13 protein-coding genes are annotated in these 15097 nt (G+C 52.6%); 11 read left to right on the top strand and 2 right to left on the bottom strand.

Features of this window, described 5'->3' with window-relative positions; translation table 11 throughout:
• Positions 1 to 139 precede the first annotated feature (139 nt).
• The 3 genes from yfbV (at position 140) to K5Y33_RS08995 (ending at position 1911) form a co-directional block, all read left to right on the top strand.
• Positions 140 to 592, top strand: a complete 453-nt coding sequence (yfbV, locus tag K5Y33_RS09005; RefSeq protein WP_101763650.1) for a terminus macrodomain insulation protein YfbV — start codon at positions 140 to 142, stop codon at positions 590 to 592.
• A gap of 150 nt (positions 593 to 742) precedes the next feature.
• The gene (locus K5Y33_RS09000) at positions 743 to 1237 is read left to right on the top strand and encodes a YfbU family protein (protein ID WP_101763651.1); all 495 of its coding nucleotides are present in this window, start codon (positions 743 to 745) and stop codon (positions 1235 to 1237) included.
• Positions 1238 to 1251: 14 nt separating this feature from the next.
• Positions 1252 to 1911, top strand: coding sequence for a sugar phosphatase (locus K5Y33_RS08995; RefSeq protein WP_110866567.1), 660 nt, complete (start codon positions 1252 to 1254; stop codon positions 1909 to 1911).
• A gap of 27 nt (positions 1912 to 1938) precedes the next feature.
• On the opposite strand, the gene yfbR is transcribed toward K5Y33_RS08995, so the two are convergent.
• Both yfbR and K5Y33_RS08985 read right to left on the bottom strand, forming a co-directional pair.
• Entirely contained in the window at positions 1939 to 2538 is a 600-nt protein-coding gene (yfbR, locus tag K5Y33_RS08990; RefSeq protein WP_176971187.1) for a 5'-deoxynucleotidase, read from the bottom strand.
• Between the two features lie 70 nt (positions 2539 to 2608).
• A complete protein-coding gene (locus tag K5Y33_RS08985; protein WP_008105154.1) occupies positions 2609 to 3826 on the bottom strand; it encodes a pyridoxal phosphate-dependent aminotransferase in 1218 nt (405 codons plus the stop codon).
• A gap of 968 nt (positions 3827 to 4794) precedes the next feature.
• On the opposite strand from K5Y33_RS08985, the gene lrhA reads away from it, so the two are divergent.
• The 8 genes from lrhA (at position 4795) to nuoH (ending at position 15096) form a co-directional block, all read left to right on the top strand.
• Positions 4795 to 5718, top strand: a complete 924-nt coding sequence (gene lrhA / locus K5Y33_RS08980) for a transcriptional regulator LrhA (RefSeq protein ID WP_021509211.1) — start codon at positions 4795 to 4797, stop codon at positions 5716 to 5718.
• Positions 5719 to 6378: 660 nt separating this feature from the next.
• The gene (locus K5Y33_RS08975) at positions 6379 to 6822 is read left to right on the top strand and encodes an NADH-quinone oxidoreductase subunit A (RefSeq protein WP_007889316.1); all 444 of its coding nucleotides are present in this window, start codon (positions 6379 to 6381) and stop codon (positions 6820 to 6822) included.
• 15 nt (positions 6823 to 6837) lie between these two features.
• Positions 6838 to 7518: an NADH-quinone oxidoreductase subunit B family protein gene (locus tag K5Y33_RS08970; RefSeq protein WP_008105151.1), complete on the top strand. Its 681-nt coding sequence runs from the start codon at positions 6838 to 6840 to the stop codon at positions 7516 to 7518.
• Between the two features lie 116 nt (positions 7519 to 7634).
• Positions 7635 to 9434 carry an NADH-quinone oxidoreductase subunit C/D gene (nuoC, locus tag K5Y33_RS08965; protein ID WP_008105149.1) on the top strand — a complete coding sequence of 600 codons (1800 nt, stop codon included), beginning with the start codon at positions 7635 to 7637 and terminating at the stop codon, positions 9432 to 9434.
• 2 nt (positions 9435 to 9436) lie between these two features.
• On the top strand, positions 9437 to 9952 hold the full coding sequence (nuoE, locus tag K5Y33_RS08960) for an NADH-quinone oxidoreductase subunit NuoE (RefSeq protein ID WP_101763655.1): 516 nt from the start codon (positions 9437 to 9439) through the stop codon (positions 9950 to 9952).
• 2 nt (positions 9953 to 9954) lie between these two features.
• Positions 9955 to 11295, top strand: a complete 1341-nt coding sequence (gene nuoF, locus K5Y33_RS08955) for an NADH-quinone oxidoreductase subunit NuoF (protein WP_176519213.1) — start codon at positions 9955 to 9957, stop codon at positions 11293 to 11295.
• A gap of 103 nt (positions 11296 to 11398) precedes the next feature.
• The gene (nuoG, locus tag K5Y33_RS08950) at positions 11399 to 14122 is read left to right on the top strand and encodes an NADH-quinone oxidoreductase subunit NuoG (protein ID WP_192233275.1); all 2724 of its coding nucleotides are present in this window, start codon (positions 11399 to 11401) and stop codon (positions 14120 to 14122) included.
• Entirely contained in the window at positions 14119 to 15096 is a 978-nt protein-coding gene (gene nuoH, locus K5Y33_RS08945) for an NADH-quinone oxidoreductase subunit NuoH (protein ID WP_008105140.1), read from the top strand. Before nuoG ends, nuoH begins: the two co-directional genes overlap by 4 nt.
• Position 15097: the final 1 nt, after the last annotated feature.

Genomic DNA, 15097 nt, shown 5'->3' with positions numbered 1-15097 from the left:
AAAGCTTCCGGTAATGTTACTCAAACGGCGTCAGAATACTCACTGTCACCCGCAAAGACAAAAACTTTTGAAGGATGTCACGTAAAGTTGTGTAGTTATCGGTTTATTTTAAATATTGCAGATTTAGTTGAGGTCTATCATGGCGAATGAGACAGACAAACCCGGCTGGTTCGGCTTGTTCCAGCGCGGACAGCGATACATGAAGACCTGGCCTGCAGACAAGCGCCTGGCGCCGGTATTTCCTGAAAATCGCGTGGTGAATGCAACGCGTTTTGCCATTCGCTTTATGCCGCCGCTGGCGATTTTCACCCTGACGTGGCAAATCGCGATGGGGGGACAACTTGGTCCAGCAATTGCCACCGCGCTGTTTGCCTGCAGCCTGCCGATGCAAGGATTATGGTGGTTGGGTAAACGTTCGGTGACGCCGTTGCCGCCGACGCTGCTGCAGTGGTTCCATGAAGTGCGTACCAAACTGCAAGAAGCGGGGCAGGCGATTGCACCCGTTGACGGTAAGCCGACATATCAGTCGCTCGCAGATGTGTTGAAGCGCGCGTTTAAACAGCTTGATCGCACTTTCCTCGACGATCTTTGATCCGCGGACGCTTTTACCTGCCAGAGAATTTGAGCCAAATCCCGGTTCAAATCAAAGAAAAGTGGTGCGGACATACACGCATCACTCTCCTTGTGTAATCATTTCTTCATTGTTTAAATCTTAAGCGGCCGCCTGGCCCGGGAGCAAACCATGGAAATGACCCACGCACAACGATTGATCCTCTCCAATCAATACAAAATGATGGCCATGCTGGAACCCGATAACGCCGAGCGCTATCGTCGTTATCAAACCATTATTGAACGCGGCTATGGCTTGCAGTTACGCGAGCTCGATAAGGAATTCGGCGAGCTAACCGAAGCGACCTGTCGCTCACTGATCGATATTATGGAAATGCATCATGCGCTGCATGTTTCGTGGTCGAACCTCAAAGATGGCAGCGCGATTGATGAGCGTCGCCTGGCGTTTCTCGGTTTTGATGCGGCCACCGAAGCGCGTTATCTCGGCTACGTGCGTTTTATGGTGAACGTAGAAGGGCGCTATACCCATTTTGATTCCGGCACACACGGCTTCAATGCCCAAACGCCGATGTGGGAAAAATACCAACGCATGCTTACGGTGTGGCACACTTGTCCGCGTCAATATCATCTCAGCGCGAATGAGATCGCGCAGATTATCAATGCCTGAATAAGGAGCGACGCGTGAAGTACAGGGGTTTTCTGTTTGATTTAGACGGTACGCTGGTGGATTCACTGCCTGCTGTGATTCGCGCATGGTCATTGTGGGGTGAGCGCCATGGTTTGTCTGCGGAAGAGGTCCTGAGCTATATCCATGGGAAGCCTGCCATCAATTCGCTGCGCCATTTCATGGCGGGACAATCTGAAGAGGCGATTCAGGCGGAGTTCCTCTGGCTTGAACGCCTCGAAGCGGAAGACACGCAAGGCGTACAGGCAATTCCGGGCGCATTAGCGTTACTGTCAACGTTGAACGAGTTGCAGATCCCATGGGCGATTGTCACATCGGGTTCGATTCCTGTTGCCCACGCGCGCCATAAAGCCGCCAATCTACCCATGCCAGAGGTTTTCATCACCGCGGAGAACATCAAGCACGGTAAGCCGAATCCCGAGCCTTATTTGCTGGGCGCCGAGCGTTTGGGGCTTTCAGCGACGCAATGCGTGGTGGTTGAGGATGCGCCAGCGGGCATCATTTCAGGATTGGATGCGGGCAGTGCGGTGATCGCTATAAATGCGCCAGCCGATGCGCCGCGCATTGATGAAGTCACCTTCCGCGTCGCTTCGCTTGAACCGTTAAATGTCACTAAAGAAGATAGCGGTGAATTTACCCTTTCTATCACCGCATAAAAAAACGGGCCGCTGCGGCCCGTTTTTTTACAGCGGCGTATCCTGTGAGATTTCATCCAGCGACAGGCTAAAGCTGGGAATAAACACCTCAACAAAATAATCCATTTCCGGCGAGCGCCGCTGCGTCAGGGTTTTCTCCAGGCGCGCTTTGGCCAGCAAAAACTCGTTATTACCCGCCGACAACTCTTCCAGACACTTCACATAGGCGCAAAGTGCATCCGCTTGCTTTACCACGGATTGTTCACTTTCGCTATGCAAGTGTTCATCTATCAGCGGCCGATAAGCGTCCTGCAGTTCGGGCGGCAGCATATCGATGAGTTTCTGTTGGGCAATTTTCTCGATCTTTTTATATTCGTGCGCAATTTGCGCGTTGTAGTACTTCACCGGCGTCGGTAAATCCCCGGTCAGCACTTCGCTGGCATCGTGATACAGCGCTAGCATGGCAATGCGCTCGGCGTTGAGGTTGCCGTTAAACTTTTTGTTTTTGATGATGGCGAGCGCGTGAGCAACCATCGCCACCTGCAGACTATGCTCGGAAACGTTTTCAGTGCGCACATTGCGCATTAATGGCCAGCGGTTAATCAGTTTGAGACGGGAGAGGTGGGCGAAAAAATGGCTACGAGTCATGGAAGGTTCCTGTTCGCACGGCGGGGAAGATATCTTTTCCCCGAAATGCGAACAGTATACGCGTCACAATTTACTGGCGATACCCTTGTAAGAAACGACCAAACTTGCTGACGGCCATTTCCAAATCGTCCACGCGCGGCAGCGTAACGATGCGTACGTGATCCGGCCACGGCCAGTTGAACGCGGTGCCCTGAACCAGCAGCACTTTTTCCTGCAACAGGAAATCCAGCACCATCTTCTGATCGTCGAAGATGTTGAATTTCTTCGCGTCAATACGCGGGAACATATAGAGCGCACCTTGCGGCTTCACACAGCTGACGCCAGGAATATCGTTAATCAATTCCCATGCACGCTGGCGCTGTTCATACAAACGTCCGCCGGGCGCGATAAATTCACTAATGCTTTGATAACCACCCAATGCGGTCTGAATCGCGTGTTGTGCAGGAACGTTGGCACACAGGCGCATCGACGCCAGCATCTCCAGCCCTTCAATGTAACCTTTGGCGTGTTTCTTCGGACCATTCAAAACCATCCAGCCCTGACGGAAACCCGCCACGCGATAGGTTTTGGACAAGCCGTTGAAGGTCACCGTCAGCAGATCGGGTGCCAGCGCAGCAATCGAATGATGTTGTGCTTCGTCGTAGAGAATCTTGTCGTAGATTTCATCGGCGAAAATAATCAGATTGTGCTGGCGCGCAATTTCAACAATCTCAAGCAACAACTCTTTGCTGTAAACCGCGCCGGTCGGGTTATTCGGGTTAATGATGACAATGCCACGCGTGCGTGGGGTGATCTTGCTGCGAATATCATCCAGGTCAGGGAACCAACCTGCTGATTCATCACACAAATAATGCACCGCTTTACCGCTCGACAGCGAAACGGCAGCGGTCCACAGCGGATAATCCGGCGCAGGCACCAGCATTTCATCACCGCTGTTGAGCAATGCCTGCATCGCTTGCACAATCAGTTCGGATACGCCGTTACCAATATAGATGTCTTCGACAGTGACATCGCGCATGTCACGCGCCTGGTAATGCTGCATGATCGCTTTACGCGCCGAATACAGCCCCTTTGAATCGCAATAACCCTGTGAGCTCGGCAGATTGCGAATGACATCGACCAGAATTTCATCAGGCGCTTCGAAACCAAACGGGGCAGGGTTGCCGATGTTCAGCTTGAGAACCTTGTTGCCTTCTTCTTCGAGACGTTTAGCTTCTTTCAGTACCGGGCCACGGATGTCATAGCAGACATTTTCCAGCTTGCCGGATTTATCAATTTGAAAATTCATTGTTACCGCCTTTATGGGCAGAGTCCTTTAACCTGCCACCAAAAATCAAACTTGCCCAATTTACTCTTCTCACCTTAACAAAAGAAGGGCAGCGCTTGGTTTTGGCGTGTTTGCCATTTTTTCCCCTTTCACGTGGCGTAAAAGTCATTGGAAATCGATTAATCTGGTTCATTAGTCCACAAATGTGAAGAATGTTAATATTAAACGCTGGTAAGGTGTGCCTGACGTGTAAATGCCTTCTTCCATCGACATCCGAGACTATTCAGAAATTTTTTAGTCAAAACTGGCTTAAAAAAACATTAGCGACCAAACGAAATAGTTAAATGAATCTTGTTGGATGGCGGAAAATTGTCTGGTAATGATTAAGCACTGTTTGGCGTCACAAAATAGAGTTCATTCTCATACACTTTCTATTGGCAGGATTAAGCACCATCATCAGCTGCAACTCAGTGTAAAACACGCGTAAAATAGCATTTGCGCTGTATCTTTAACGTAAGTGTTTGAGATTCAGAACCTGGAGGGGTTAAAAAAAGAGCAGCATTATGGCAGGATGTGTGCGAAAAGACTTTTGGTCAAAAATTGCGATGTTTTGAACAAAAACATTTCCATTTATAGCGTAAAAATGATTAAGTATAATTTATTATTTGATGCACTTTATCGCTTCGCATCTACATAACATGATGTTATTTCTTTTTAACCCGCAGGGACTTTGTGCGGGAGACATAGACAACTACGCAGCTTCCAGCACCTGTACGACTTACGTTTTCGGCCCAGAAGTTCTGCTGTCTATAATGACGACGCTGCTCTGATCTCAGAGTGGTGCGATCGTCGGCATCCGCCTGACAAATTTTTTTTCATGGCAGCTCCACACAGGGCTGTCATTAAGCACCATTGCCTCTTATCTCTTTGATAAGTCGGGTAATACACCAGGGTAGTAGTTTTAAAAAATCTTATAAGTGAAGAAAAACATGACTAATGCAAATCGTCCGATACTGAATCTCGACCTCGATCTGCTGCGTACATTTGTTGCCGTTGCCGATCTGAACACTTTTGCAGCAGCCGCTGCCGCCGTGTGCAGAACGCAGTCCGCAGTGAGCCAGCAGATGCAACGTCTGGAACAATTGGTAGGTAAAGAGCTGTTTGCCAGACATGGACGTAATAAATTGCTGACGGAGCATGGCATTCAACTGCTGGGTTACGCCAGGAAAATCCTTCGTTTTAATGACGAAGCTTGCACCTCTTTAATGTACAGCAACATCCAGGGCGTTCTGACCATCGGCGCTTCAGATGATACCTCAGATACCATTCTGCCGTTCCTGCTTAACCGCGTAACGTCGGTCTATCCGAAGCTGGCCATTGATGTGCGTGTTAAGCGCAACCCGTTCATGATGGAAATGCTTAATCAAGGTGAAGTCGATCTGGTTGTGACCACGTCCAGCCCAGGAAACTTTACTTATCAGGTACTGCGTACTTCACCAACGTTGTGGTACTGCGCGGCAGATTATATCTTCCAGCGTGGAGAGGCCATTCCTTTGGTTCTGTTGGATGAGCCAAGCCCGTATCGTGATATGGCCATTGATCACCTCAACGAGGCTGGCATTCCGTGGCGCATCTCCTATGTTGCTTCAACGCTGGCTGCCGTCCGTGCAGCGGTTAAAGCCGGTTTGGGTGTGACAGCGCGTCCAGTTGAGATGATGAGTCCAGAACTGCGTGTGATGGGGGCGGCAGAAGGTTTGCCTGTATTGCCTGATACCCAGTATCTGCTGTGCCGTAATCCAGACAGCGATAACGAACTGGCGCTGGCGATCTTCAATGCCATGCAGTCCACCAACGATCCTTATAATCTGAGTGCTAATCCAGACGGTACCTTGTTACTGGATGATGAAGAGTAAGGGTTGCAGTTGCTGGTAATTCCTCTCAATTGGAATACCGGTTAATTGTTAAAACCGATAAAAATGAGCCTTAGCTGGGTAATTATCCGCTAAGGCTTTTTTTATGCCTTTTAATACGTCGTTTTTAGAGCGATTTCCTGAAAAAGATTTCACTCGACAACTTAAAAATGAAATGTGTTCCATTTTTGCTCCACATGGAATGATTTTATCAATTCGTGCCAACTTTCCCAGGGCAATTGCCTGTCCACTCCGCTGTTTTTTGCAGCATAAAACCCAGTTATGTGCTTTAGATCAAAAAAATACCCCTGATAAGGGGGGGGAATCTCGGGCGAGACCTGTCAAAATATGATTGTTAAATGCACGATCCACGCATGTGAATACCCGCTACACTAAAATTAACCTCACAAACTGAAGCGATTTAGCTGGCGCTCAGAGGGTTGAATGTTAATAATATGATGCAGCTGTAAAATAATGTTTGGATACTTTTGTCAAAGTTGACAAAAGGTTATAGAAAGGAGTAAAAACCCCTATAAAATTGCTGCTTTATTGCTAATGACAGCAAAATTTATAAGGTTTTTTATCCTTCCCTTGAATCGATGTGGTGTGTTTGCTGCAACAGCGCAGGATGCCATCACCACTTTTGATGAGTAAGCAAAGAGTATGTCGACAACTACAGAAGTGATCGCTCATCACTGGGCATTTATTGTTTTTATCGTTATCGCATTCGGCCTGTGTGCCTTTATGTTGACCGGTGGCTGGTTGTTAGGTGGTCGTGCGCGTGCGCGACACAAGGACACCCCGTTCGAATCGGGTATTGAGTCGGTCGGTGACACTCATATTCGCCTCTCTGCAAAATTCTATCTGGTTGCGATGTTTTTCGTCATATTCGACGTCGAAGCCCTCTATTTATACGCATGGTCGACTTCCATTCGCGAAAGCGGTTGGGTCGGCTTTGTCGAAGCCGCAATTTTCATTTTGGTGCTCTTGGCAGGCCTGGTTTATCTGGTGCGCATCGGTGCGCTGGATTGGGCTCCTGCGCGTCGTCGCGTAGTGGTCAAATCTGTCCCGGTCAGTCACAGCCACACCAACCCTCATAAGCAGTAAAAGCGAGGCAATAAGATGGACTACACGCTGACACGCGTAGACCCGAACGGGGGCGGCGATAACGATCGTTATCCTCTACAGAAACAGGAAACGGTTACCGATCCGCTGGAGCAACACGTTCACCGTAGCGTCTACATGGGCAAGCTCGAGCACGCCCTGCATGACATGGTGAACTGGGGTCGTAAAAACTCACTCTGGCCGTATAACTTCGGCCTTTCCTGTTGCTACGTGGAAATGACCACATCCTTCACCGCAGTGCATGACGTGGCACGTTTTGGCGCCGAAGTTATGCGCGCCTCGCCACGTCAGGCTGACTTCATGGTGATCGCCGGTACGCCATTTACCAAAATGGCGCCGGTTATTCAGCGTTTATATGACCAAATGCTTGAGCCCAAATGGGTGATTTCCATGGGCGCATGCGCTAACTCGGGTGGCATGTATGACATCTACTCGGTGGTGCAGGGTGTGGATAAATTCCTGCCGGTTGACGTGTACATTCCTGGCTGCCCGCCACGTCCAGAAGCGTATATGCAGGCATTGCTGCTGCTGCGCGAGTCGATTGGCAAAGAGCGTCGTCCACTGTCTTGGGTGGTCGGTGATCAGGGTGTTTATCGCGCCAATATGCAGCCAGAGCGTGAAAGAAAGCGTGGCGAGCGTATTGCCGTCACCAACCTGAGATCGCCAGACGAAGTTTAAGCTTCCCGTACACGGATGGAGCCACGGCCACAGCAAAACATCACAATTTAATGTGCGCCGCCATCCTGACGCCTTCTTTTGAGCGCCTGATTACAGGCCGGAATGGTGAGTAACGTATGACTGATTTAACCACGCAAGATCTCGCTCAGCCTTCATGGCAAACCCGCGATCACCTGGATGACCCAGTGGTCGGCGAGCTGCGTAACCGTTTTGGGCCGGATGCCTTTACCGTTCAGGCTACCCGCACCGGGATTCCGGTAGTCTGGGTAAAGCGTGAACAGCTATTAGAAATCGTTGAATTCCTGCGCAAGCTGCCAAAGCCCTATGTCATGCTGTATGACTTACACGGTTTTGATGAGCGTTTACGCACTAACCGCGCCGGTTTGCCCGCCGCGGATTTTTCCGTTTTCTATCACCTGCTTTCAATTGAACGCAACCGCGACATCATGCTCAAGGTCGCTTTATCTGAAAACGATCTGAATGTGCCAACCATCACCAAAATTTTCGCTAACGCCAACTGGTATGAGCGCGAAACCTGGGAGATGTTTGGCATCACTTTCAATGGTCACCCGCACCTGACGCGCATCATGATGCCGCAGACGTGGGAAGGCCATCCACTGCGTAAAGATTATCCGGCGCGCGCTACCGAGTTCGATCCCTTCGAGCTGACCAAGCAGAAAGAAGATCTGGAGATGGAGGCGCTGACCTTCAAGCCTGAAGATTGGGGCATGAAGCGCAGCACCACCAATGAGGACTTCATGTTCCTCAACCTCGGTCCGAACCACCCCTCTGCGCACGGTGCTTTCCGCATCATTCTGCAGTTAGATGGTGAAGAAATCGTCGATTGCGTTCCCGATGTCGGCTACCACCATCGTGGCGCGGAGAAGATGGGCGAGCGCCAATCCTGGCACAGCTACATTCCGTACACCGACCGTATCGAGTACCTCGGCGGCTGCGTGAACGAAATGCCTTACGTGCTGGCGGTGGAAAAACTGGCGGGCATTACCGTGCCGGATCGCGTCAATGTGATCCGCGTGATGCTGTCTGAGCTGTTCCGCATCAACAGCCATCTGCTCTATATCTCCACCTTTATTCAGGACGTCGGCGCGATGACGCCGGTGTTCTTCGCCTTTACCGATCGTCAGAAAATCTATGATGTGGTGGAAGCGATTACCGGTTTCCGTATGCACCCGGCGTGGTTCCGCATCGGCGGCGTCGCGCATGACCTGCCGAAAGGCTGGGAACGTCTGCTGCGCGACTTCCTCGACTGGATGCCGAAGCGTCTGAAAGAGTACGACAAAGCCGCACTGCGCAATACCGTGTTGATGGGCCGTTCGCAAGGTGTTGCGGCGTACAACATGGACGAAGCACTGGCGTGGGGCACCACCGGCGCAGGTCTGCGCGCAACTGGTTTAGATTTTGACGTGCGCAAATGGCGTCCATATTCAGGTTACGAAAACTTCGATTTCGAAATTCCGGTTGGCGCTGGCATCAGTGATGCGTACACCCGCGTGCAGCTGAAAATGGAAGAGATGTGGCAGTCACTGCGCATTTTGGAACAGTGCCTGAACAACATGCCTGAAGGCCCGTTCAAAGCGGACCATCCGCTGACAACGCCGCCGCCGAAAGAGCGCACGCTGCAGCACATTGAAACCCTGATCACTCACTTCCTGCAGGTTTCGTGGGGCCCAATCATGCCGGCCAACGAATCCTTCCAGATGATTGAGGCGACCAAAGGGATCAACAGTTACTACCTGACCAGCGATGGCAGCACCATGAGCTATCGCACCCGCGTGCGTACGCCGAGCTTCCCGCATCTGCAGCAGATCCCATCAGTGATCCGCGGCAGCCTGGTATCCGACTTGATCGTTTACCTCGGTAGTATCGATTTTGTTATGTCAGACGTGGACCGCTAATTATGCACGATCAAAAAATTGCTATTCACACCATCGACCCTACTGAGGTCTTCGTGCTGAGCGAGGCCGAGCACCACGCTATCGAGCACGAGAAACACCATTACGAAGATGCACGCGCCGCTTCGATCGAAGCGTTGAAGATCGTGCAGAAACAGCGTGGCTGGGTGCCGGACGGCGCGATTAACGCCATCGCAGACGTGCTGGGGATTCCAGCCAGTGATGTTGAAGGCGTAGCGACTTTCTATAGCCAAATCTACCGTACGCCGGTTGGCCGTCACGTTATTCGCTACTGTGACAGCGTGGTGTGCCACATCACGGGTTATCAGGGGATTCAGGATGCGCTGGAGCAAAATCTGAACATCAAGCCGGGCCAGACTACGGCGGATGGACGCTTTACGCTGCTGCCAACTTGCTGCCTGGGTAACTGCGATAAAGGTCCAACCATGATGGTGGATGAAGATACCCACGTTCATCTGACGCCTGAAGGCATCGCCAACTTGCTGGAGCAGTATCAATGACCATTAAACAGATCATTCGTACTGCCGAAACGCATCCGCTGACCTGGCGTCTCCGTGACGACAAGCAGCCGATCTGGATCGATGAATATCGCAGTAAAAACGGTTATGTCGGTGCAGAAAAAGCGTTGAAAGATTTCAGCCAGGACGAAATCGTCGCGGCGGTAAAAGACTCGGGTCTGAAAGGCCGCGGTGGCGCAGGCTTTAACACCGGCCTGAAGTGGAGCCTGATGCCGAAAGACGAATCCATGAACATCCGTTACCTGCTGTGTAATGCCGATGAAATGGAGCCGGGCACTTATAAAGATCGCTTGCTGATGGAGCAACTGCCGCACCAGCTGGTGGAAGGCATGCTGATCAGTGCGTTCGCGCTGAAAGCCTATCGTGGCTATATCTTCTTACGTGGTGAGTACATCGAAGCGGCCGTTAATCTGCGTCGCGCGATTGCTGAAGCCACCGAAGCGGGCTATCTCGGCAAAAATATTCTTGGTACCGGTTTTGATTTCGAGCTGATCGTCCACACCGGCGCAGGTCGTTATATCTGCGGTGAAGAAACAGCACTGATTAACTCGCTGGAAGGACGTCGTGCGAACCCGCGTTCTAAGCCGCCATTCCCGGCCAGTGCCGGCGTGTGGGGCAAGCCGACCTGCGTGAACAACGTGGAAACGCTGTCGAACGTGCCTGCCATCTTCCTTAACGGCGTTGACTGGTACAAAAACATCTCTACCAGCGAAGACACCGGCACCAAAATGATGGGCTTTTCCGGCCGCGTGAAAAATCCTGGCGTCTGGGAATTGCCGTTCGGCACCACCGCACGTGAAATCCTTGAGGATTACGCCGGTGGCATGCGCGATGGCCTGAAATTCAAAGCCTGGCAGCCAGGCGGCGCAGGAACTGACTTCCTTACCGACCAGCACCTCGATCTGCCGATGGAATTTGCCAGTATTGGTAAAGCTGGCAGCCGTTTAGGTACTGCGCTGGCGATGGCGGTCGATCACGAAATCAACATGGTTTCACTGGTGCGTAACCTGGAAGAGTTCTTTGCGCGCGAATCCTGTGGCTGGTGTACGCCGTGCCGTGATGGATTGCCATGGAGCGTGAAGATCCTGCGTGCGCTGGAGCAGAAGAAAGGTCAGCCGGGTGATATTGAAACCCTGCAGCAACTCTGCCGCCAGCTTGGCCCAGGTAAAACCTTCTGTGCCCACGCACCGGGCGCCGTCGAGCCATTGCAGAGCGCGATTAAATATTTCCGTGAAGAGTTTGAAGCTGGCATTGCGCCGCAGGTGTTTGGCAATACCCGAGCCATTGGCGGTATTCAGCCCAACCTGCTGAAAGCGCGCTGGTAATCAGCCGCCGTACACGGAATTCACCTCATGCCGACATGGCGTGGGGAAAGAATTAGATGTTTAACGCTCGTCTTAGGGCGAGCCTTACGGAAGCATGTTCACTATGGCTACAATCCATGTAGACGGTAAAGAATATGATGTGAACGGAGCGGACAACCTGCTACAGGCGTGTCTCTCTCTGGGCCTTGATATTCCTTATTTTTGCTGGCATCCGGCGCTGGGAAGCGTAGGGGCCTGCCGCCAGTGCGCGGTGAAGCAATTCCAGAATGCCGAAGATACCCGCGGTCGCCTTGTCATGTCCTGCATGACACCAGCGTCGGACGGCACCTTTATCTCCATCGACGATGGCGAAGCGAAAGAGTTTCGTGAAAGCGTGGTGGAATGGCTGATGACCAACCATCCGCACGACTGCCCGGTGTGCGAAGAGGGCGGTAACTGCCATCTGCAGGATATGACGGTAATGACCGGACACAGTTTCCGTCGTTATCGCTTCACTAAACGTACCCACCAGAATCAGGATCTCGGCCCGTTCATTTCGCATGAAATGAACCGCTGTATCGCCTGCTATCGCTGCGTGCGTTACTACAAAGATTATGCCGACGGCAAAGATCTTGGCGTTTATGGCGCTCACGACAACGTCTACTTTGGTCGTCCGGAAGATGGCACGCTGGAAAGCGAATTCTCCGGTAACCTGGTTGAAATCTGTCCGACCGGCGTATTCACTGATAAAACGCACTCCGAACGCTATAACCGTAAATGGGATATGCAGTTCGCACCAAGCATCTGTCAGCAGTGCAGCGTGGGTTGTAACACCAGCCCGGGCGAACGCTATGGCGAATTGCGTCGTATCGAAAACCGCTATAACGGCACCGTAAACCACTATTTCCTGTGCGATCGCGGTCGTTTCGGTTACGGCTACGTCAACCGCAAAGATCGCCCACGTCATCCGATACAGCAACGCGGCAACGATTGGGTCAGCCTGAATGCTGAACAAGCGGTAAATGCGGCGGCGGATGTGTTACGTCGGGCGAAAAAAGTCATTGGTATCGGTTCTCCGCGCGCCAGCATTGAAAGCAACTTCGCGTTGCGTGAGCTGGTTGGCGCAGAAAACTTCTCAACCGGTATGCCAGCCGGTGAGCAGGCTCGCGTTGAGCTGATGCTGAAAGTCCTGCAGGACGGCGGCATCTACACGCCATCACTGCGCGAAATTGAGAGCTACGATGCGGTGCTGGTGCTGGGTGAAGATTTGACTCAGGTTGGCGCGCGCGTGGCGTTGTCTGTACGTCAGGCAGTAAAAGGTAAAGCGCGTGAGATGGCTGCGGCACAGAAAGTGGCTGACTGGCAGATCGCGGCAATCCTTAACATCGGTCAGCATGCCAAACATCCGCTGTTCGTAACCAATGTCGACGAAACCCGCCTGGATGATATCGCTGCGTGGAGCTATCGCGCACCGGTGGAAGATCAGGCGCGTCTCGGCTTCGCCATTGCCAATGCGCTGGATGAAAGCGCGCCGGCAGTCAGCGGCTTTGACAGCAAACTCAACGGCAAAGTTGATGTGGTGGTTCAGGCGCTGGCAGGTGCGAAAAAACCGCTGATTATCTCCGGTACCCATTCCGGTAGCATCGCGATGATTGAAGCTGCTGCTAACGTGGCAAAAGCCCTGAAAGCGCGCGGTGCCGATGTCGGTATTACCTTCCTCGCGGGTGCGGCGAACAGCTTTGGCCTCGGCCTGATGGGCGGTCAATCGCTGGATAGCGCACTGGAACAGCTGAGTAAAGGCGAAGCCGATGCGCTGGTGGTGCTGGAAAACGATCTCTATCGTCATGCGCCGAAAGCCAACGTGGATGCGGCGCTCGATACCACCGCTAACGTGATTGTGGTCGATCATCAACGTACCGCAACGCTGGAAAAAGCCGGTTTGGTACTTTCAACCGCCAGCTTTGCGGAGAGCGATGGCACATCAATCAACCACGAAGGCCGCGCGCAGCGCTTTTTCCAGGTTTACGATCCCGCTTATTACGATGACAGCGTAGTGATGCTGGAGAGCTGGCGCTGGTTGCGTTCGCTGCACAGCGCGGTTGAGAGCCGTCACATTGACTGGACTCAGCTGGATCACGTGATTGATGCCACCGTTGCGGCGCTGCCACAGCTGAAAGGCATCAAGGATGCTGCGCCAGACGCCAGCTTCCGTATCCGCGGTCAAAAACTGGCACGTTCACCGCACCGCAACAGTGGCCGTACTGCGATGCGCGCCAACATCAGCGTGCATGAACCGCGTCAGCCGCAAGATAAAGACACCATGTTTGCCTTCTCGATGGAAGGTAACAACCAGCCCAGCGCACCGCGTTCGCAGATTCCATTTGCCTGGGCGCCGGGCTGGAACTCACCGCAGGCATGGAACAAGTTCCAGGCTGAAGTGGGCGGCAAACTGCGTCATGGCGATCCGGGCGTGCGTCTGTTTGAAGCCAGCGATCGTTCATTGCCGTGGTTTACCGCCATTCCGGAAAGCTTTGTTGAAGGCAGCCAGTGGCGCGTCGCACCTTACTACCAGCTGTTTGGTAGCGAGGAGATGACCCAGCGTTCAACCACCTTCCAGAAACGCATGTCCCCGGCCACGCTGGTGATTAACCCGGCTGATGCTGAGAAACTGGGCGTTAATAGCGGTTCTTCCGTGGAGCTGGTGTGTGCAGGCGAAACACTACGCTTGCCGGTACGTTTCTCTGCGTCGCTGCAAGCAGGGCAGGTTGGTTTACCGCTCGGTATGCCGGGCGTGCCGCCGTTCCTCTCAGGTGCGCAAATTGACAAACTGCAGGAGGCCGCGCAATGAGTTGGCTGACACCGGACGTTATTGAAATCCTGATCAACATCGGCAAAGCGCTGGTCATCTTGTTGGTGGTTGTCGGTTGTGGTGCCTTCATGAGTTTCGCCGAGCGTCGTCTGCTCGGCCTGTGGCAGAACCGTTATGGACCAAACCGTGTTGGCTGGGGCGGTTCGCTGCAGCTGGCTGCTGACATGATCAAAATGTTCTTTAAAGAGGACTGGGTTCCGCCGTTTACCGACCGCTTCATCTTTACGCTGGCACCGGTTATCGCCTTCGTATCGCTGCTGCTAGCCTTTGCCATTGTGCCGGTTTCGCCGACCTGGATGGTCACCGATCTGAACATCGGTCTGCTGTTCTTCCTGATGATGGCGGGCCTGGCGGTCTATGCGGTGCTGTTCGCTGGCTGGTCGAGTAACAACAAATACTCACTGTTGGGTGCGATGCGTGCATCGGCGCAGACGCTGAGCTACGAAGTGTTCCTTGGTCTGTCACTGATGGGCGTGGTGGCGCAAGCCGGCTCGTTCAATATGAATGCCATTGTCGAAAGCCAGGCGCATCTGTGGAACATCATTCCTCAGTTCTTCGGCTTCCTTACCTTCTGCATCGCGGGCGTAGCGGTATGTCACCGTCATCCGTTTGACCAACCAGAAGCGGAGCAGGAACTGGCGGACGGTTACCACATCGAATACGCCGGTATGAAGTTCGGCCTGTTCTTCGTCGGTGAATACGTGGCGATCACCACCGTTTCAGCGCTGATCGTGACGCTGTTCTTCGGTGGCTGGCACGGCCCGTTCCTGCCGCCATTCATCTGGTTCGCTCTGAAAACAGCGTTCTTTATGGTGATGTTTATCCTGATTCGTGCTGCGCTGCCGCGTCCACGCTATGACCAGGTGCTGTCGTTCGGCTGGAAAGTGTGTCTGCCGTTGACGCTGTTGAACCTGCTGGCGACCGCCGCAGTGATTCTGTACACCGCGCAGTAAG

Source organism: Pantoea sp. DY-17 (assembly GCF_019795975.1).
Classification (GTDB): Bacteria; Pseudomonadota; Gammaproteobacteria; order Enterobacterales; family Enterobacteriaceae; genus Pantoea; species Pantoea leporis.
Note: the sequence above shows the minus strand (reverse complement) of the source record. Positions and strands in the feature narration are given on the sequence as shown.